The organism is Mesorhizobium sp. (assembly GCF_024509055.1).
Taxonomy (GTDB): Bacteria; Pseudomonadota; Alphaproteobacteria; order Rhizobiales; family Rhizobiaceae; genus Mesorhizobium.
In genome coordinates this window covers 1-19180 of record NZ_JANINM010000415.1, presented here as the reverse complement: position 1 = coordinate 19180, position 19180 = coordinate 1, and the positions used below count along the sequence as shown (strand labels likewise).

Sequence of the window (19180 nt, the reverse complement as noted above, 5' to 3'; positions counted from 1 at the left end):
TGATCGAGCGGCCGCGCGTCAGGGCGCTGGTGCGCGTCGACCAGTTCGACCGCTTCGTCTCCATCATCGTCTTCGTGCCGCGCGATCGCTATGACAGCGTCGTGCGCGAAAAGATCGGGGCCTACCTCAAGACCGTGTTCGAGGGCCGGCTGTCGGCCTACTACCCGGCCTTCCCGGAAGGCGGACTGGCGCGCATCCACTTCATCATCGGCCGTTCCGGCGGCAAGACCCCGAAGATCGAACAGTCGACGATCGAGGCGGCGATCCGCGACATCGTGCGGACCTGGGAGGACGCGCTCTCCGAGGCGGCGGAAGCGGCGGGCAGCGATCCGGCGCTCAAGGGCATCGCGGCGCGTTTCCCCGAGAGCTATCGAGACTCCTTCTCGGCGGCGGTCGCCCTGGCCGACGCCGGGCGCATCGCCAGGATCAACGCCGCCAATCCGATCGCGATCGACTACTACCGCCATGCCGAGCAGAAGCCGCAGCAGGCGGCGCTGAAGATCTATCACTTCGGCAGCCCGGTGGCGCTGTCGCGGCGCGTGCCGGTGCTGGAAAACATCGGCTTCCGCGTCATCAGCGAGCGTACCTTCGAGATCGGCGACGAAGGCTCGGGCAAGGTCTTCATCCACGACATGGAACTGGAGAACAGCTATGGCAAGCCGATCGATCTCACCGACGGCGGCGGGCTGTTCGAGGACGCCTTCCTCTCCGTCTGGCGCGGCGACGTCGACAATGACGGCTATAACGGCCTGGCACAGACAGCCGGCCTGTGGTCGGGCGAGATCACCATCCTGCGCGCCTATGGCCGTTACCTCCAGCAAGCCGGCATCCCGCAGAGCCAGGATTTCATAGCCGCCGCGCTCAACCGCTATCCGGAGATCGCGCGCGGCCTGCATGCGCTGTTCGTCGCCCGCCTCGGGCCGACGGCCGAAGCGGAGGGCGTGGTTGCGGCCAAGCACCTCAAGGCCAAGATCAAGGACGCGCTGGAAGAGGTGCCCAACATCGATGACGACACCATCATCCGCCGCTACCTCAACCTGATCGAAGCCTCGCTGCGCACCAATCATTTCGTGGCCGAGACGAAGGAGAACGGGCAGTCGCTGGCGATCAAGCTCGATTCGCAAGCGGTCGAAGGCCTGCCGGCGCCGCGGCCGTGGCGCGAGATCTTCGTCTACGGTTCCGAGGTCGAGGGCGTGCATCTGCGCTTCGGCCCGGTGGCGCGCGGCGGCCTGCGCTGGTCGGACCGCGCCCAGGATTACCGCACCGAGGTGCTGGGGCTGGTCAAGGCGCAGCAGGTCAAGAACGCGGTCATCGTGCCGGTCGGCGCCAAGGGCGGGTTCTATCCGAAGAAGCTGCCGATGAGCGCCGGGCGCGACGCCATCTTCGAGGCCGGAACTTCGGCCTACAAGAACTTCGTCTCCAGCCTGCTTTCGATCACCGACAATATCGGCGTCGACGGTCTCATCCCGCCGGCCGGCGTGGTGCGGCGCGACCAGGACGATCCCTATTTCGTCGTCGCGGCCGACAAGGGCACGGCGACCTTCTCCGACACCGCCAACGCCATTTCCGAGAAGCATCATTTCTGGCTGGACGACGCCTTCGCCAGCGGCGGCTCGGCCGGTTACGACCACAAGAAGATGGGCATCACCGCCAAGGGCGCCTGGGAAGCGGTCAAGCGGCATTTCCGCGAGATCAACCGCGACATCCAGACCTCGCCCTTCACCGTCGTCGGCGTCGGCGACATGTCCGGCGACGTGTTCGGCAACGGCATGCTGCTTTCGCCGCAGACCAAGCTGATCGCGGCCTTCGACCACCGCGACATCTTCATCGATCCCGATCCGGACATGGCGGCCTCGATGGCCGAGCGGGTGCGTATGTTCGCGCTGCCGCGCTCGTCCTGGCAGGATTACGACAAGTCGAAGCTGTCCGAAGGCGGCGTCATCGTCTCGCGCAACCAGAAATCGATCACCCTGCCGCAGGCTGCGGCGACAGCGATCGGCCTTGGCAAGACGACCGCGACTCCGGTCGAGATCATGAACGCCATCCTCAAGGCGCCGGTCGACCTGCTGTGGTTCGGCGGCATCGGCACCTATGTCAGGGCTTCCGGCGAAACCAATGCCGATGTCGGCGACCGCGCCAATGACGCCATCCGCGTCACCGCGCTCGACGTGCGCGCCAAGGTCATCGGCGAGGGCGCCAATCTCGGCGTCACGCAGCGCGCGCGCATCGAGTTCGGCATGAATGGCGGCCGCTGCAATTCCGACGCCATCGACAATTCGGGCGGCGTCAATTGCTCCGACGTCGAGGTCAACATCAAGATCGCGCTGGCCTCGGCCATGCGCAAAGGCTCGCTGACAAGGCCGGCGCGCAACAAGCTGCTCGCCGAAATGACCGACGAGGTGAGCGGGCTGGTGCTCTCCAACAACTACCAGCAGACGCTGGCGCTCTCGTTGGCGCGCAAGCGTGGGCTGGCGGATATCGCGCACCAGGCCCGCTTCATGGCCGCGCTGGAGGCGAGAGGCCTGCTCGACCGCGCGGTCGAGACGTTGCCTTCGCCGGCAGCTCTTGCCGAGCGCGAGGCGCGTGGCGAGCCGCTGACCAGGGCGGAGCTCGGCGTGCTGCTCGCTTATGCCAAGATCGTGCTGTTCTCCGACATCGTCGCCAGCGACGTGCCCGACGATGCGCATTTCGACCGCGACCTGATGGGCTATTTCCCGGAGCGCATGGCAAAGAAGTTCGCCAGCGAGATCCACACCCACCGTCTGCGCCGCGAGATCATCGCGCGCGTCGTCGCCAACGACCTCGTCAACCGCGGCGGACCGTCCTTCGTCAATCGTCTGCAGGAAGCCACCGGCCGCACCGCGGCGGATGTGGTGCGAACCTTCGCCGTGGTGCGCGACGGCTTCGCGCTGCCCTCGCTCTACAAGGAGATCGACGCGCTCGACAATCAGATCGACGGGCAGATCCAGCTCGACCTCTACCAGGCGGTTAGCCGGCTTATTTTTACGACCAGCGGCTGGTACTTGAAGAACGATACCCGCTCGGCGCCGCTCGCCCAGCGGATCACCGAGCTGCAGGAAGCCCGCAAGGCGTTGGAGCCGAAGCTGGTGTCGCTGTTGCCGGCTTTCTCGCGCGAGCGCGTCGAGGAGCGCAGGCATGGCCTGTTCAAGGGCGGGGCGCCCGAGAAGCTGGCAGAGACGCTTGCCCTGGCCGAAGCGGCGGATCTGATCCCGGACATCGCGCTCACCGCGCGCACCGCAGAGGCGGACATCGTCAGCGCGGCCAAGGCCTTCTTCGCGGTCAGCGACGCCTTCCGCATTCCACGCGTCGAGGAGGCCGCCCGCTCGATCATGCCGCCGGATTATTACGACCAGCTGGCGCTGTCGCGCGCGACGGACACGATCGGCGCCGCCAGGCGGGGCATTGCGGTCGCGGCACTCACCGGCCATGGCAAGGCGGCGGACCCGGTGGCGTCCTGGCTCGAGGCCGGCGGCGAGCGCGTCGCCCGCATCCGCGAGCGGCTGCAGGCGCTGACCGAGGGCGGCGAGATCACCGTGTCGCGGCTCTCTGTGGCATCGGGCCTGATGAGCGACCTGACGGGGATGTGAGTATTATTCCTAGGTTCCTCGCGCCTGTGAGGGCGAGGGACCCAACGCGATAAGCGGCGGCGCTTGTTCATTTGCATCGCCGCCGCAAAACATGCAGACATGACGCCCGACGCAGGCGGGGCCGAGGGAATCAGCATGGCGGCAGTAGAGACAGTGCAGCGGGCGTCGGGACGCGGCATCTGGGGGTGGATGTTCTTCGACTGGGCGGCGCAGCCTTTCTTCACCGTCGTCACCACCTTCATCTTCGGGCCGTATTTCGTCTCGCGCATGGCGGGCGATCCCGTCACGGGGCAGGCGGCGTGGGGCTATGGCATAGCCGCGGCCGGCCTGGTCATTGCGGTTTTGTCGCCGATCCTGGGCTCGGTCGCCGACCAGACCGGGCCGCGCAAGCCGTGGATCGCGTTCTTCGCCGCGGTCAAGATCATCTGCCTTTCCCTGTTGTGGCTTGCGGCGCCAGGCTCGAACCTGTTCCTGATCGTGCTGTTGTTCTCGCTGGCCTCCGTAGCCGCCGAATTCTCGACCGTGTTCAACGATTCGATGATGCCGCGCCTGGTGCCGAAGAGCGAGATCGGCCGCATCTCCAACACCGCCTGGGGGCTGGGCTATCTCGGCGGCATGATCGCGCTGATCTTCGTCGTCACCTGCCTGGCCGGGTCGCCCGAAACCGGCAAGACGATCATCGGCATCACCCCGCTGTTCGGCCTGGACCCCAAGCTCGGCGAGGACGCGCGGGCGACCGGACCGCTTTCGGCGGGCTGGTATTTCCTGTTCATCCTGCCGATGTTCTTCTTCACACCCGATGCGGTGAAAGGCATTCCCATCGGCCCGGCGGTTCGCGAAGGCCTGTTGGAGCTCAAGTCGACGCTTGCCGAAGTTCGCAAGCGAAGCGGCATCTTCCGCTTCCTCGTTGCACGCATGATCTACCAGGACGGCGTCAATGCGCTGCTTGCGCTCGGCGGCACATTCGCGGCCGGGATGTTCCACTGGTCGATCACCGAAATCGGCGTGTTCGGCATCATCCTCAATGTCGTTGCCATCTTCGGCTGTTGGATAGCAGCCCGCCTCGACACGGCGCTCGGCTCCAAGGCCGTCGTGATGATCGCGCTGGTGATGCTGTCGTTGGCCACAGTCGGCATCATATCGACAGGGCCGGGCTATACCTTGTTCGGCGCCCTGCCGCTTCCGGCGACCGATACTGGTGGCCTGTTCGGCACTGCCGCCGAAAAGGCCTACATCCTCTATGGCCTGCTGATCGGCCTGGCCTTCGGTCCGGTGCAGGCATCCTCGCGCTCCTACATGGCGCGCAGCGTCACCGCCGCCGAATCCGGGCGTTACTTCGGTATCTATGCGCTGGCCGGCCGCGCGACCAGCTTCCTGGCGCCCTTCATGGTGGCGACGATCACCGCCTTGAGCGATTCGGCCCGCCTCGGCATGGCGGTGATCATCCTCTTCCTTGCCGGCGGGATGGCGATCCTGGTTGGGACTCCGTATCCGGCGGACAAGCCGCAGGAGACGCTTCGATAATTCTACTCCGCCGGCCGCTTGCCGCGGTTTTCTGCGCTTCCGGTGCTCACGGACCTGATGTCCGCTCCGCTCCGGTTCTAGAAAGCCGCACCAATCGACTCAGCGGAGCGAATGCTTGAAGTATCTCCGCGTCGAGCATCAGTGCCGGAAGTGCCGCACGCCTGTGAAGACCATGGCGATACCGTGCGCGTCGGCGGCGGCGATCACATCGTCGTCGCGCATCGAGCCGCCCGGCTGGATCACGGCGGTGGCGCCGGCCTCGATCGCCGACAGCAGGCCGTCGGCGAAGGGGAAGAAGGCATCCGATGCAATGACCGAACCCTTGGTCAGCGGCTCGGCTAGCCCGGCGGCTTCCGCCGCGTCGAGCGCCTTGCGGCCGGCGATACGCGAGGAGTCCACGCGGCTCATCTGGCCGGCGCCGATGCCGACCGTGGCGCCGTCCCTGGCGTAGACGATGGCGTTGGACTTGACGTGCTTGGCGACGCGGAAGGCGAATTTGAGATCGGCCATCTCGGCCGGCGTCGGCGCGCGCTTCGTCACCACCTTCAGTTCGAGATCGTCGACCACGGCATTGTCGCGACTTTGCACCAGCAACCCGCCGGCCACGGACTTCACCGTCGTGCCGGAGGCGCGCGGGTCGGGCAGCCCGGCGGTGACGAGCAGGCGCAGGTTCTTCTTGGCCGCAACGATGGCCGTCGCCTCTTCGGTCGCGTCCGGCGCGATGATGACCTCGGTGAACGTCTTCACGATCTCCTCGGCCGCCTCGGCATCAAGGATGCGGTTCATGGCGACGATGCCGCCGAAGGCTGAGACCGGATCGCAGGCCAGCGCCTTGGCATAAGCCGCTTTCAGCGTCTCGCCTTCGGCGACGCCACAGGGGTTGGCGTGCTTGATGATGGCGATCGCCGCAGAGCGAGCAGGATCGAATTCGCCAACCAGCTCGAAGGCCGCGTCGGTGTCGTTGATGTTGTTGTAGGAGAGCTGCTTGCCCTGCAACTGGCTGGCGGTGGCGACGCCCGGCCGCCTGTCGCCCGACAGATAGAAGCCGGCGCCCTGGTGTGGGTTTTCGCCATAGCGCATCACCTGGTCGAGGCGGCCGCCGAAGGCACGCCAGGTCGGATGCTCGATCTCGAGCGCCTCGGCGAACCAGCCGGAGATCGCCGCGTCGTAGGTCGCGGTGCGGGCAAAAGCCTTGGCCGCCAGCTTCTTGCGGAAGTCGAGCGAAAGCGAGCCGATGTTCATTTCCAGCGCGTTGAGCACCGGGGCATAATCCTCGGGATCGGTGACGATCGCGACATAGGCGTGGTTCTTGGCCGAGGCGCGGATCATTGCCGGCCCGCCAATGTCGATGTTCTCGACGATCGAGGCATAGACCGCGCCGGAACGCCTTACCTCCTCGAACGGATAGAGATTGCAGACGACCAGGTCGATCGGCTCGATGTGATGATCACGCATGGCCTTGGCGTGGTCGGCATCGTCGCGTATGCCGAGCAGCGCGCCATGCACCGACGGATGCAGGGTCTTTACCCGGCCGTCCATGATCTCGGGAAAGCCGGTAATGTCGGAAACGTCGCGGACGGCCATGCCGGCATCGGCGATCGCCCTGGCCGTGCCTCCGGTGGACACCAGCTCGACGCCGGCAGCGACGAGCGCCCTGGCGAAATCGATCAGGCCGGTCTTGTCGAAGACGGAAAGCAGGGCGCGGCGCACCGGAACGAGGTCGGGCGCCGGAATATTCTTGGTGGGCACGGCCATGAGGAGCGGCCTTTCACGGCTGTTGGAGATGTTGCGGGCCGTAGCACATGAGCCCCGGAAATCAAGCTCGTAGCTTGACCAAGGGGCTCAGTTGCTTTCCGGATGGCCGGCGATGGCGGTGCGCGTCAGCTGCCAGTGAACCTCGGCGATCTCCGAGGCCTTGAACGCAAGCACGATCTGCCGTGTGCGGCGCGGTCCGCCGAGACCGGCGAAATAGATCGATTCCTCCACCTCCGGCACAACCTCGCTCGCGGTGAACACCCAGGTGTCGCCCTGCGCGGCGGCTAGCGTGAAGCGGTCGTGATCGTCCTGCAAAAGCTTGATGTCGGGATGGATGTGGAAGCGCACGGTGACGAAGTCGCGGCCGTTGTTGCGGATCGCTGCCCCTCCAGGGCGCAGGAAACGATCACGGCCGGTGAGCACATTGCCGTTCGTGGTCAATTTCAGCTCGCGCTCGTGCAGGAAGCCGAATGGCGCCACGTAGCCGTCGTGCCGGGCGACAAAACCGTGCACACCCTTCTGGTCGACGCGCTTGCAGGGCACATGCTGCGGGCCGCCGATCAGCGGCGAGCCGAGAAGGTCGCTGACCCGCAGCGAATGGCTGAAGCGCGCCGAAGACGTATCGTTGATGGTGGCGGTAGAATGCGCGGCGGTGGCGCGCGCCAGAGGCCGGAATTCGGCGGCGCCATAGGTGTCGATGCCGGCATTGACGATGAAGTGCTGGCGGCCGGAGGAAAGCTCGAAGGCAAGGCAGCTGGCATGCGCCGCGTTGGAGATGTCGACAGGCGGCGGCAGCCCGGTGTCGGCAATCACCGTGACGCCGCCCATCGACAGGCGCTCGTAGCCGGAATGCGGCGCATGCAGCAGCGGCGCGCCGATCGTGTCGTCATGGCGCAGGATGGTGGCGATGCGGTCGTGGATCGTGGCGCCCATGCCGTTGAAGCGGGCAAGGCTGCCGTCCTGGTGGCGGAAGAAGCGCAGCGCCGGCAGCATCCGGTCGATGGCGCCGATCAGCGCCGGTGGCGGCGTCTCAGCCTGATTGGCGTAAGTCTGGCGCAGCGGCAGGAGGTCGGCCAGCAACTCCAGCACCGCCATCGGATTGCGCGAGATATGACCGCCGTCGGGCAGGATCTGATGGTCGAGCTCTTCCGCCAGGTTGCGCGTGGCGCCACGCAGCGCCGAAGCCGGCGCCGGCAATGACAGGGCGGCAAAGGCGAGCGCGATGCGGGCGCGCAGCCTGTCCTTGCCGTCGGGCATCTCGCGCGCCATCGACCGCAGATAGCGGATCTGCACGGCGAGCGATTTCAGGAAGGCGCGATAGAATGGAAATTCGGCGCCCTGCAGCACGACCGAGGAATGCTGCAGCCAGGCAATCACCCGCTTGGCCGTCGTGCCGGGCTCCCAGGCGACGCCCGATATCTGGTTGCCGTGCATGGCGATCCAGTCGGAAACGAGGGCCCTGGCGTTCGCGGCGGCAAGCTCGGTGCCGGCGGCGCGCATGTGGCGCAGCCAGCGGAAGCCGTGCAGTGTCTTCTGCCAGCCGCGGTTGGGCACGTTGATCTGGAACGGCGACTTGCCACCCGTCTCGACCAGGTGGCCGGACAGCGGATAGCGTCCATAGTAGATTTCCAGCGCGATCTGCGGATCGGCGAGCCTGAGATCCGGCGGCGCGATCAGGACGCGTTCGGGCGTGCGGCCGGAGTAGCGCCAGCGATAGATCGGACCCGCGCGCAGGCGCCGGCGCGTCTTGCGCCAGAACTCCTTCGCGACAAGCGTCCAAAGACGTGTCGTGTTGCTGGCAACAAGCGCCAAAACCCCTCCTGATCGTCCGCTACCCCAAGACAATTTTATATGATTCAAGAACTTATGCGAAGGCGGATTTCGCCGAAGTGAACCACTTCACGCCGTCTTGGCCGGGTCATCCCTGAAAAAGTCGGCAATCACGTGCTAATCCGCCCGTCTCATCCGCGCGGCAAAGAAACCGTCCAGGCCGGAAATGCCGGGCGATTCCAGCACCATATCGGCCGGGGTCGTGCGCAGCGTCCCCTCCCGCGTCAGGAATGGATCCATGCCGGCGAATTCGCCTGGTTGGATCGGATCCGCGACCACGCCTGGAGTTCCGGCGAGGAAGGCGCGGTAGAGTTCCTCGCCCTCGATAGGGTCGAGCGAACAGTTGGAAAAGACGATCCGGCCGCCGGGCTTGACGAGACCGACGGCATGAACAAGCAGCCGGCGCTGGAGGTCGGCAAGCTTCTCGACATCGGCCATGGTCTTTGTCCACGGCACGTCGGGGTGTCGGCGCACCGTGCCCGTTGAGGAGCAGGGGGCATCGAGAAGCACAGCGTCGAAGAGTTCCGCCGGCCGGTAGTCGAGCAGGTCTGTCTGCATGAGATCGGCCGAAAGGCCGAGCCGCTCGAGATTCTGTGCCAGCCGCGCCAGCCGGTTCTTCGAGGTGTCCACAGCTGTGACCCTGGCGCCGCCGAGAATGAGTTGCGCCGTCTTGCCGCCGGGCGCTGCGCAGAGATCGGCGACCCGCAGGCCCGCGACGTCTCCGAACAAACGCGCCGGCAGGCTTGCCGCCGCGTCCTGCACCCACCATGCGCCTTCGGCGAAGCCGGGCAGCTCGATTACGGCGGCCGGGAGCTTTTCGACGCGCACGGTGCCGGTCGGCAGCACGATGCCGCCCAGCCGTTCGGCCCACAGCGCGGCGTCAGACTTGGCGGTGAAATCGACCGGCGCCTCGTGACGATGCGCGGTGAGTATCGCACTCGTCTTGTCACTGCCATAAGCGGCGGTCAGCCGCTCGGCGAACCATTGCGGCGCTTCGCTGGTGGCGGCAAGCGCCGGCGCAAGCTCGGCCTCCTTGGCGCGCGCGAGGGAGCGTAGCACGCCGTTGACGAGCCCGGAGAAGCGCGTGGTGCGCGGATCGGACTTGGCGTGGGTGACGGCGAGGTCGACGGCGGCGCTGTCGGGAATGTCGAGGAAGAGGATCTGCGCCGCCGCGACATGCAGGATGTGCGAGAGCGCGGTGGCGTTGGCTGGCAACGGACGCTCCAGGCGCCTGGCCAGCAGTCCGGCAATCGTCATACGGTAACGCAGCGCCGTGACCAGGATGGCGCGCACAAGCGCGCGGTCCCGGCTGTCGAGCGGCTTGTATTGCGGATGGCCGTGCTCATTGTCGGTCAGCCCGTCGAGCGGCGTGTGGGCGTCGATGACGGCGGCGAGCAGGCGCGCCGAGGCCTTGCGCGCCGCAAGGCCGGCCACGTTCTCGTCGGCAGCCATGCTTTGCGGATTGCCTGGATGTTGGCGCCTCGGCGGCCTCACGACCAGGGACCCTTGGTCCCGGTGCCGCGCGGCCCGGTCGGACTACGACCCCAGGGATTGGATCTCGGTCGAGCTGGTTCGGCCGACGACGTGGGTACTGCGGGCCTGCCCCAAGGTCCGACTGGCGGCTCATCGACCGGGCTGGTCGCTCCCGCATCGCGCCGCGATGCCGATGCTTTGGTCCCCATCTCGCGCGCCATTTGCTGCAGGGCGGCGATGCGGTTGTCGGTGCTCGGGTGGGTCGAGAACAGATTGTCCATGCGCTCGCCGTGAAGTGGGTTGATGATGAATAGATGCGCCATCGCCGGATTGCGCTCTGCGTCCGGATTGGGAATCTGCTCGGCGCCGCGCGCGATCTTGTCGAGCGCCGAAGCCAGCCACAGCGGATTGCCGCAAATCTCGGCGCCGCGCCGGTCTGCTTCGTATTCGCGGGTGCGGCTCACCGCCATCTGCACGATCATGGCGGCGAAGGGCGCCACCAGCATGGCGAAGAGCACGCCGACGAAGCCGAACGGGTTGTTGTTCTCGCGGCTGCCGCCGAGGAAGAAGGCAAAATTGCCGAGCATGGAGATGGCGCCGGCAAGGGTCGCGACAATCGTCATTGTCAGGGTGTCGCGGTGCTGCACATGGGCAAGCTCGTGCGCCATCACCGCCGCGACCTCTTCGCGAGAGAGCCGTTGCAGCAGGCCCGTCGACGCCGCCACCGCGGCATTCTCGGGGTTGCGGCCGCTGGCGAAGGCGTTGGGCTGCGGGCTGTCGATCAGATAGGTCTTTGGCATCGGCAGCCCGGCCCGCTTCGCCAGCGTCTGGACGATTGCGTAATATTCGGGCGCATTCTTCTCGTTGACCTCGACGGCATGGTTCATCGAGAGCACCATCTTATCGGCGTTCCAATAGCTGAACAGATTGGTGCCGGCGGCGACCAGAAGCGCGATCACCATGCCGCCCGAGCCGCCGATCATATAGCCGACGCCCATGAACAATGCCGTCATCGCGGCAAGAAGCATGGTGGTGCGAAGCGTGTTCATCGTGTCATCCGTGCGGGGTGATGGCCAATAGGGGGTCGATCCTGTCAGCTCATAACTATATGATGGGAAACAGCCGCTCCCGTTTCAATCGGCCGGAGTATCGCATGACCGAAGAGCCAAGCAAAACCACAGCGGTTGCCGAAACCGGCGAACCGCAAAAGCCGCTGACCCAGGCGGCGATGAGGGCATTGGCCGAAGCCGAGGCGCGGCGCAAGCTTTATCGCGAGGCGGAGGCTGCCATGCCGAAGGAAATCGGCGGCCGCGGCGGCAAGGAGCCGGGACGCTACGGCGATTGGGAAGTGAAGGGCCTGACCAGCGATTTCTAGGCTTCTGCGGATGTTCTAGGCCGCTGCCCGCGCCGCCGACAGTGCCATGGCGCCGGCGTCGTCGGCCGCGATCGCGATTTCCTCGTAGGAGTGGATTGCCGGGTGCGGCGTTACGACCGGATGGACGTGCGTGGCGCTGATCACCATCACCGAGCCGCCGGAGGCCTCCGCCGCCGCGATGCCCGCCGGCGCATCCTCGAAGATGAGGCAGTCGCGCGCCTCGACGCCAAGACGGCTGGCGCCCAGCAGGAAGCAATCCGGCGCCGGCTTACCGTGTGTGACCTCTTCCCCCGAAACCATTGTTCGGGGCATCGGAATGCCGGCCGCCCCAATGCGCAGCAGCGCCAGCTCGCGCGGCGCCGAGGTGACGATGGCCCAGCGTTCCGGAGGAAGCGAATTGAGGAACGCCACCGCGCCAGGGATCGGGACGATGCCTTCGAGGTCGGCGGCCTCGGCTTTCAGCAGGGCATCCGCCTCGGCAACCGGATCGATGCCTGGAAGTTTCAATGCGCCGATGGTCTCGATCGCCCGCTTGCCGTGGATCGTCGGCAGGAAGGTGGCCACGTCGAGCCCGTGGCGCTCCGCCCATTTGGTCCACACCCGTTCCGCCGCCGCGATGGAGTTGAGCACCGTGCCGTCCATATCAAAGAGGAAGGCGGCGAACTTTCTGCCTACAAACATAGGATGTCCTGGAGGTTCGTTTTCGGGGAGGGCGAAACGTGGCCCACCCTAAACCGACCCGCGCGGCGTGAGAAGTCGCGTGCCGGCCATTTCGACTTTCCCGAGGAACAACCTGCCCCATTGCCGCGTTGATCGCAGGTTTTCCAGAAATCTCGGAGGGGAATGCGATGCTGATCCGGCTCGGCTACGAAATCGCCATCGAATGCGTCGCCGCGACGCCTATCATTTCGCTGCTCGACATCCATCCCGAGCGTCAGCCGGACATCAAGCGGCAGACGCGTTTGCTGACCTCGCCCTCGGTGCCGACCCGGACCTACCGCGATCGCCACGGCAACACCTGTCGGCGCTTCACCGCGCCGACCGGCGGCTTCCGTATCCTCTACGACGCGGTGATCGAGGACTGCGGCGAGGCCGACGAGGTCAACGCCTTGGCGCGTGAGACGACTGTGGCGGACCTGCCGGATGATGTGCTCGTCTACCTGCTTGGCAGCCGCTATTGCGAAACCGATCACCTCAGCGACCTCGCCTGGCGGCTTTTCGGCCATCTGCCCTCCGGCTGGGCGCGGGTGCAGGCGATCGTCGACTACGTCCACAACCGGCTTTCGTTCGGCTACGGCTATGCCCGCGCCACCCGCACCGCGGCGCAGGCACATGAGGAGCGCGTCGGCGTCTGCCGCGACTTCGCGCATCTGGCGATCGCGCTCTGCCGGTGCATGAACATTCCAGCGCGTTATGTGAACGGCTATCTGGGCGATATCGGCGTGCCGGCCGATCCGGCGCCGATGGACTTCTCGGCCTGGACCGAAGTCTTCCTCGACGGCAAATGGTACACGTTCGACCCGCGCCACAACCAGCCCCGCATCGGCCGCGTGGTCATCGCGCGCGGCCGCGACGCCACCGACGTGCCGCTGCTGCACAGCTTCGGCCAGCACAAGCTTAGCCTGTTCAAGATCTGGACCCATGAACAGGAAGGCAACCGGTTCAATCCGCCGCACCACGGCATCGACCGGACGGTGGGCGCGCAGATGCTGGCATGAACCGAGGCGGAACAGCTGTTCCACCGTGGCTTCGCCGCCGCCGCTGACCCGGTTCGGGACAACTGTCCTGTGTCGAAGCGGGAAGGCTGCAACGGCCGGCGCCGACATGGTAAGCGCTTCCTGAACGGCCTCTGGCCATTGCATTTTTGTTTACCTGTTATTCACCATTGATCTGGCTATAGCCAAGCAAAAACAATGGCTTAATCAACCGTTAGGCATGCCGGGCCGCGTCTGGCCGAAATCCTGCATAACGGCCCCCGAGCGGCCTGGATGCCGCAGACAATGGGGGCGGAAGGATGCGGCAGTTCAAAGCTCTGGTTCAAGGGGTGGACGGCTTTGGCAGGAATCGCGAAGGCAACTTGGCGGTCCTGTTCGGCGCTGCCGTGTCGGTGCTGGCGCTGGGGGTAGGATTCGCGGTCAATATCTCGCAACTCTACAATGCGAGGTCGAGCCTACAGGGTGTCGTCGACGCCGCGGTGACCTCGACGGCGCGCGATCTCACCCTCGGCGTCATCAAGGAAGCCGATGCCAATACAATGGTGCAGGCGTTCATCGACGCCAACAGCAGGGCAGCCGTGCTCAGGTCCAGTCAGATCGTGCTCGACAAGCTCACCGTCGACAAAACGGCGAAGACGGTGCAGGCCGATGTGCACGCCGACATCGGCCTCTACTTCCCGCTCTTCGGCACCGGCGACATGCGACGCGTGACGGCCTCGACCACCGCGCTCTATTCCAACAAGACCATCGAGGTGGCGATGATGCTGGACGTCACCGGTTCGATGGCTGGCCAGAAGGTCAAGGATTTGAAGGCGGCCGCCAGCAACGCGGTCGATTCGTTCCTTTCAGGCCAGGACGCTTCCAATCCGCGCGTGCGTGTGGCGATCGTGCCTTACGCCAATTCCGTCAATGTCGGCGCGCTCGCCGCCAGCACGGTCTTCACCGAAACCAAGCTTAGCGATCGCAAGCAGGCGCCCGGCAATGGCGATCCGCAACTGGCGTCGGCACCGGCGCGGCCGGACAATTGCGCTACCGAGCGGAAGGGCGCCTACCAGTATACGGATGCCGGTCCGGACGCCGGTATGGTCAATCGCGACTATTTCCTGTCCGCCTTCGCCCAGCAGACCGGCACGGCCGCCTGTCCGGCCGCTACGCTCAAGCCGCTGACGGCGGACGCGGCATCGCTGAAGAACGTCATCAAGGGATTTGTCGCCTCGGGCGGCACCGCCGGCCATATCGGCGTGCAGTGGGCCTGGTACATGCTGTCGGAAAACTGGGGCAGCGTGATGAAGGCCTCGGAGCGGCCGGCGAGGATGGACCCGAAGAAGGTCGGCAAATACGTGATCCTGATGACGGACGGCGAGTTCAACCTGTCCTACTTCGACGCGACCGGCGTCGGCCAGGTCTACAACGATGCCGGCAAGGAACAGACGCGCACCGCCGCGACGACGCTGTGCTCGGCGATGCGCGACAAAGGCATCGAGATCTTCACGATCGGCTTCGACCTCACCGAGAAGAACGCCCAGTCGACGCTGCAGGCCTGCGCCAGCCCCGATACGGCGAACACCCAGCATTTCTACCAGGCCGCCAACGGCGTCGAGCTCGACGCTGCGTTCCAGGCGATCGTGCGCAACATCGACAATCTGACGGTGACGAAATAGCGGCGCTGAGCTGGTCGCTGGTTGGGTTACCCCAAAAGGAAAAGGCCGCCGCTTCTCGACGAAGCAGGCGGCCTTCCGTGTTTCCGTCCATGGCGCGCCTCATTGGCGGCGACGCTTGGGTCGCCTGCCGCGCGTCTCGCGCCTTAACGGGAAGACTGCTTCCCGGAAGTGCAATCCGCTGAGCTCACGTTCTGGAAAACGAAATCACTCGACATCGGATCACCTCCTTTCAATTGGTTGAACACTCCCAGATGATGGGGTGCGTCGCCGCAAAAGACAAGGTGACGCTACGGAACGATCAGGCCCAGAGCGGGAAAATCCATCCGTCCGGTGTTTTTACGCAACAGATCGGGATTGCGGTCCTCTGTGTCGTGGACGACAGTGGCGACCGGGAATGAGGCCGCAATCGACGTATCGGGAGGTGGGAATGGACGCCGCCGACAGAGCCGCGCGGATCGTGCGAACGGTCGTCGAGACGCTGAAGCCGGGTTTCGCGGTCAGGCTGTGGACCGGCGAGCGGATCGGTCCCGCCGGCGGCCCCGTGCTCGCCATCAACGACCAGGACATCGTCTGGCAAGTGGTGCGCCGGCCAAACTTCTCGACCCTGGTGGAGATGTGGATTTCACGGACGATCGATGTCGAGGACGGATCCCTTTTCGACCTCTATGCCTTGCCCTCAAAAGGCAAGCTGCGGCTGAAGGCACTGCCGAAGCTTGCTATCCTGCGCGACCTTCCTGCCGTCCTGTTCTCGCGAAAACAGATGGCGCAACGTGCCGACCTTGCCGGGCAAAACCCATTCGTCAGCGGCTCGAACAAGCAGGCGATCGAGCATCACTACGACATTTCGAATGAATTCTACCGGCTCTTCCTCGACGAGCGCATGGTTTACACCTGCGCCTATTTCACCGATTTCGCCAACGGCATCGACCAGGCACAGGCTGACAAGCTCGACCATCTCTGCCGCAAGCTCAGGCTGAAGCCGGGCGACCGGCTGCTCGATATCGGCTGCGGCTGGGGCGCCATGCTGATCCATGCCGCCAAGCACTATGGCGCCGTCGGCCACGGCGTATCGCTGTCGGAGGAACAGACCCGGCTTGCGCGCGAACGCATCCGCGCCGAAGGGCTGGAGGACCGCATCACAATCGACATCAGGTCCTATACGGAACTCAACGGCAGCTACGACAAGATCTCGTCGATCGGCATGTTCGAGGCGGTTGGGCTTGCCAATCACGCCGCCTATTTTTCGACGGTGCACCGCCTGCTGAAGCCCGGAGGCATCTATCTGCACCATGCCATCACCAGGCGCGGCAAGGGCAGCCGCAGGAAAACCTTGCGCAAGGGCGCCGAGTACAAGGCGCTGATCAAATACATCTTCCCCGGCGGCGAGATCGATACGATCGGCATGACGCTTGGCAGTCTCGAGGCGCATGGCTTCCTGGTCCACGATGTCGAGAACCTGCGCGAGCACTATGCCCGCACCTGCCGCCTATGGGCGGAGCGTCTGCACGCACGTTTCGACGAGGCGATCGCGGAGGTAGGCGAGGCCAAGGCTAGGCTCTGGCTGCTTTACCTGACCGGCTGCTCGATCACGTTCGACCGGGCCTCGGCGCAGATTTTCCAGACCGTCGCTACAAGGCGAGCGCGGGGCTCCAGCGGATTGCCGCCGACGCGAGCCGATCTTTATCGCTAGTGCAGGTCTTTTGTTTCGGCGCAATTCGGACCGAAACCGCTTCACGCCTTTCCTGGAATGCTCCGGTCAGACGAAGCGCATGGCGGCGCCGATCTCGACGCGAGCGGGGCGATCGACGGTGCAGTAGACGCCAATGTTGTGGGCGTTGTGGCGCACCAGGTTGCGCAGGATGCCGGGGTCGGTGTCGAAGCCATCCTGGGCAATGATGGTGAAGCCGCAGCGTCGGCAGGGCTCGGAGACGGTGAGCAGGAGATCGCCGACGGCAAGTTTGCGGCCGATCCATTCGGTTTCCGGGAACGAGCCTTCGACCGGCTCCATATCGACGACGATGTTGGGGCGGAAGCGGCGCGGATCGGGCACGCCCTCAGGATGCAGCGCCTTCAACCTGGCGAGCGAGGCGGTGGTGAGCAGATGGATCGGCGCCTTGACGTAGCGGGCCTCGGTCAATGGCCCGACGTAGCCGGGCGCTGCATTCTCCGCGCCGAACGGCCGGATTGTGGCCTCGAAGCCGAGAAAGCCCGATACCGCGCGGTCGCTTTCAGGATCGGGCGCCGGCAGCCAGTCGCCGCCGGGCACGGCCACTTCGAGCCGCCGTTCCTTGCTCATCGAGGCGCCGGTCAGCCTGGTGCGGATCAGCGGCGCCTTGTGCCACCTGGTCTCGCGGTCGGGCCTGGCGATCTCGCCCTCGGCATCGACCAGTCCGAACAGCCGGTCGCCGTCGACGGTCCTTTGCTCGACCGAGATGGCATCAAGCCGCTCGCCGGCGAGCGAGCTCGCCGGATAGCGCCAGAGCTGGCTGACTGCGCCGAGGATCGTCTCGCCGGTCATCAGCCCTTCTTGTTCTGCCGGTTGGCTACGAGATCGTCGACGACGGCCGGGTCGGCGAGCGTCGAGGTGTCGCCCAGCGCGCCGAAATCGTCCTCGGCGATCTTGCGCAGGATGCGCCGCATGATCTTGCCCGAGCGGGTCTTGGGCAGGCCAGGGGCGAACTGGATCTTGTCGGGCGAGGCGATGGCGCCAATCTCCTTGCGGACATGGGCGACCAATTCCTTGCGCAGGTCCTCGGTCGCTTCCACCCCCTTCATCAAGGTGACGTAGCTATAGATACCCTGGCCCTTGATGTCGTGGGGATAGCCGACGACGGCCGCCTCCGAGACCTTGTCATGGCTGACCAGCGCCGATTCGACCTCGGCCGTGCCCATGCGGTGGCCCGAGACGTTGATAACGTCGTCGACGCGGCCGGTGATCCAGTAATAGCCGTCGGCGTCGCGGCGGCAGCCGTCGCCGGTGAAGTATTTGCCCTTGTAGGTGGAGAAATAGGTCTGCACGAAGCGGTCGTGATCGCCATAGACGGTGCGCATCTGGCCGGGCCAGGAATCGGTGATGCAGAGGTTGCCGTCGGCGGCGCCCTCCAGCACCTTGCCCTCGCCATCGACCAACTGCGGCTTTACGCCGAAGAAGGGCCGCGTGGCCGAGCCGGCCTTGAGGTCGGTGGCGCCGGGCAGCGGCGTGATCAGGATGCCGCCGGTCTCGGTCTGCCACCATGTGTCGACGATCGGCACCTTGCCGTTGCCGACGACGTTGAAATACCACTCCCAGGCTTCCGGGTTGATCGGCTCGCCGACAGAACCCAGCACGCGCAGCGATTTGCGCGAGGTCTTCGTCACGTGGCTGTCGCCGGCGCCCATCAGCGCGCGCAGCGCCGTCGGAGCGGTGTAGAAGATGTTGACCTTGTGCTTGTCGATGACTTCCCAGAAACGCGACTGCGACGGGTAGTTCGGCACACCTTCGAACATCAGGGTGGTCGCGCCGTTGGCGAGAGGCCCGTAGACGATATAGCTGTGGCCGGTCACCCAGCCGACATCGGCGGTGCACCAGTAGATGTCGCCGTCATGGTAGTCGAAGACATATTGGTGCGTCATCGAGGCATAGACGAGGTAGCCGGCCGTGGTGTGCAGCACGCCCTTCGGCTTGCCGGTCGAGCCCGAGGTGTAGAGGATGAACAGCGGGTCCTCGGCCTTCATCTTCTCGGGCTTGCAGTCGGGCTTCACGGTCGCGACTTCATCATGGTACCAAACGTCGCGCCCCGGGACCCAGCCGATCTTGCCGCCGGTGCGGCGCACCACGACGACGTTCTTGACCGTGATGTGCTGCCTAGCAGCAATCTCGATCGCCTTGTCGGTGTTTTCCTTCAGCGGGATCGGCTTGCCGCCGCGCAGGCCCTCGTCGGCGGTGATGACGAAGGTCGATTCACAGTCAACAATGCGACCGGCCAGCGCGTCCGGCGAAAACCCGCCAAAGACGATCGAATGGATGGCGCCGATGCGCGTGCAGGCCAGCATCGCATAGGCGGCCTCCGGGATCATCGGCATATAGATGGTGACGCGATCGCCCTTCTTGACGCCGTGCTTCTTCATCACGTTGGCGAGCCGGCAGACATGCTCGTAGAGCTCGTTATAGGTGATCTTGCTGTCGTCGTAGGGATTGTCGCCCTCCCAGATGATGGCGGTCTGGTCGCCGCGCTTCTTCAGGTGCCGGTCGATGCAATT

Annotated in this window: 13 protein-coding genes; 6 read left to right on the top strand and 7 right to left on the bottom strand. The window is 65.4% G+C overall.

The features are described from left to right. On the top strand, nt 1-3608 hold a 3608-nt coding region (locus Q0L57_RS22415; protein WP_296745228.1), incomplete at its 5' end, for an NAD-glutamate dehydrogenase. A 135-nt stretch (nt 3609-3743) separates the two neighbouring features. Then, nucleotides 3744-5132 (top strand): MFS transporter, encoded by a 1389-nt coding sequence (locus Q0L57_RS22410; RefSeq protein WP_296745227.1) that lies wholly within the window; start codon nt 3744-3746, stop codon nt 5130-5132. Between the two features lie 138 nt (nt 5133-5270). On the opposite strand, the gene purH is transcribed toward Q0L57_RS22410, so the two are convergent. The 4 genes from purH to htpX all read right to left on the bottom strand — a co-directional run bounded on the left by purH (nt 5271) and on the right by htpX (nt 11239). Next, on the bottom strand, nt 5271-6887 hold the full coding sequence (gene purH, locus Q0L57_RS22405) for a bifunctional phosphoribosylaminoimidazolecarboxamide formyltransferase/IMP cyclohydrolase (RefSeq protein ID WP_296745226.1): 1617 nt from the start codon (nt 6885-6887) through the stop codon (nt 5271-5273). Between the two features lie 87 nt (nt 6888-6974). Beyond that, nucleotides 6975-8699 carry a heparinase II/III family protein gene (locus Q0L57_RS22400; RefSeq protein ID WP_296745225.1) on the bottom strand — a complete coding sequence of 575 codons (1725 nt, stop codon included), beginning with the start codon at nt 8697-8699 and terminating at the stop codon, nt 6975-6977. A 135-nt stretch (nt 8700-8834) separates the two neighbouring features. Next, the gene (locus Q0L57_RS22395; RefSeq protein WP_296745224.1) at nt 8835-10169 is read right to left on the bottom strand and encodes an RsmB/NOP family class I SAM-dependent RNA methyltransferase; all 1335 of its coding nucleotides are present in this window, start codon (nt 10167-10169) and stop codon (nt 8835-8837) included. Between the two features lie 38 nt (nt 10170-10207). Further along, nucleotides 10208-11239, bottom strand: coding sequence for a zinc metalloprotease HtpX (gene htpX / locus Q0L57_RS22390; RefSeq protein WP_296745223.1), 1032 nt, complete (start codon nt 11237-11239; stop codon nt 10208-10210). A gap of 104 nt (nt 11240-11343) precedes the next feature. Between htpX and Q0L57_RS22385 the strand changes: the two genes are divergently transcribed. Next, nucleotides 11344-11565 (top strand): DUF1674 domain-containing protein, encoded by a 222-nt coding sequence (locus Q0L57_RS22385; RefSeq protein ID WP_296745222.1) that lies wholly within the window; start codon nt 11344-11346, stop codon nt 11563-11565. Between the two features lie 15 nt (nt 11566-11580). Here the strand turns inward: Q0L57_RS22385 and Q0L57_RS22380 are convergent, their stop codons facing one another. Then, on the bottom strand, nt 11581-12246 hold the full coding sequence (locus Q0L57_RS22380; protein WP_296745221.1) for an HAD-IA family hydrolase: 666 nt from the start codon (nt 12244-12246) through the stop codon (nt 11581-11583). Nucleotides 12247-12413: 167 nt separating this feature from the next. Between Q0L57_RS22380 and Q0L57_RS22375 the strand changes: the two genes are divergently transcribed. From Q0L57_RS22375 to Q0L57_RS22365, 3 genes are all read left to right on the top strand, one after another. Continuing rightward, nucleotides 12414-13283: a transglutaminase family protein gene (locus Q0L57_RS22375; protein ID WP_296745220.1), complete on the top strand. Its 870-nt coding sequence runs from the start codon at nt 12414-12416 to the stop codon at nt 13281-13283. Between the two features lie 296 nt (nt 13284-13579). Then, the gene (locus Q0L57_RS22370; protein ID WP_296745219.1) at nt 13580-14941 is read left to right on the top strand and encodes a pilus assembly protein; all 1362 of its coding nucleotides are present in this window, start codon (nt 13580-13582) and stop codon (nt 14939-14941) included. 427 nt (nt 14942-15368) lie between these two features. Further along, a complete protein-coding gene (locus Q0L57_RS22365) occupies nt 15369-16631 on the top strand; it encodes a cyclopropane-fatty-acyl-phospholipid synthase family protein (RefSeq protein ID WP_296745218.1) in 1263 nt (420 codons plus the stop codon). A 66-nt stretch (nt 16632-16697) separates the two neighbouring features. Here Q0L57_RS22365 and Q0L57_RS22360 read toward each other — a convergent pair whose 3' ends face one another. Continuing rightward, a complete protein-coding gene (locus tag Q0L57_RS22360) occupies nt 16698-17459 on the bottom strand; it encodes an MOSC domain-containing protein (RefSeq protein ID WP_296745217.1) in 762 nt (253 codons plus the stop codon). After that, on the bottom strand, nt 17459-19180 hold a 1722-nt coding region (gene acs, locus Q0L57_RS22355; RefSeq protein ID WP_296745216.1), incomplete at its 5' end, for an acetate--CoA ligase. The genes acs and Q0L57_RS22360, both read right to left, overlap by 1 nt.

What these genes read in the sequence shown, in the direction of transcription:
- Q0L57_RS22410 (WP_296745227.1), top strand. Translation starts at nt 3,744, where the DNA reads ATGGCGGCAGTAGAGACAGTGCAGCGGGCGTCGGGACGCGGCATCTGG.
- purH (WP_296745226.1), bottom strand. Translation starts at nt 6,887, where the DNA reads ATGGCCGTGCCCACCAAGAATATTCCGGCGCCCGACCTCGTTCCGGTG.
- Q0L57_RS22395 (WP_296745224.1), bottom strand. Translation starts at nt 10,169, where the DNA reads ATGGCTGCCGACGAGAACGTGGCCGGCCTTGCGGCGCGCAAGGCCTCG.
- htpX (WP_296745223.1), bottom strand. Translation starts at nt 11,239, where the DNA reads ATGAACACGCTTCGCACCACCATGCTTCTTGCCGCGATGACGGCATTG.
- Q0L57_RS22385 (WP_296745222.1), top strand. Translation starts at nt 11,344, where the DNA reads ATGACCGAAGAGCCAAGCAAAACCACAGCGGTTGCCGAAACCGGCGAA.
- Q0L57_RS22380 (WP_296745221.1), bottom strand. Translation starts at nt 12,246, where the DNA reads ATGTTTGTAGGCAGAAAGTTCGCCGCCTTCCTCTTTGATATGGACGGC.
- Q0L57_RS22375 (WP_296745220.1), top strand. Translation starts at nt 12,414, where the DNA reads ATGCTGATCCGGCTCGGCTACGAAATCGCCATCGAATGCGTCGCCGCG.
- Q0L57_RS22370 (WP_296745219.1), top strand. Translation starts at nt 13,580, where the DNA reads ATGCGGCAGTTCAAAGCTCTGGTTCAAGGGGTGGACGGCTTTGGCAGG.
- Q0L57_RS22365 (WP_296745218.1), top strand. Translation starts at nt 15,369, where the DNA reads ATGGACGCCGCCGACAGAGCCGCGCGGATCGTGCGAACGGTCGTCGAG.
- Q0L57_RS22360 (WP_296745217.1), bottom strand. Translation starts at nt 17,459, where the DNA reads ATGACCGGCGAGACGATCCTCGGCGCAGTCAGCCAGCTCTGGCGCTAT.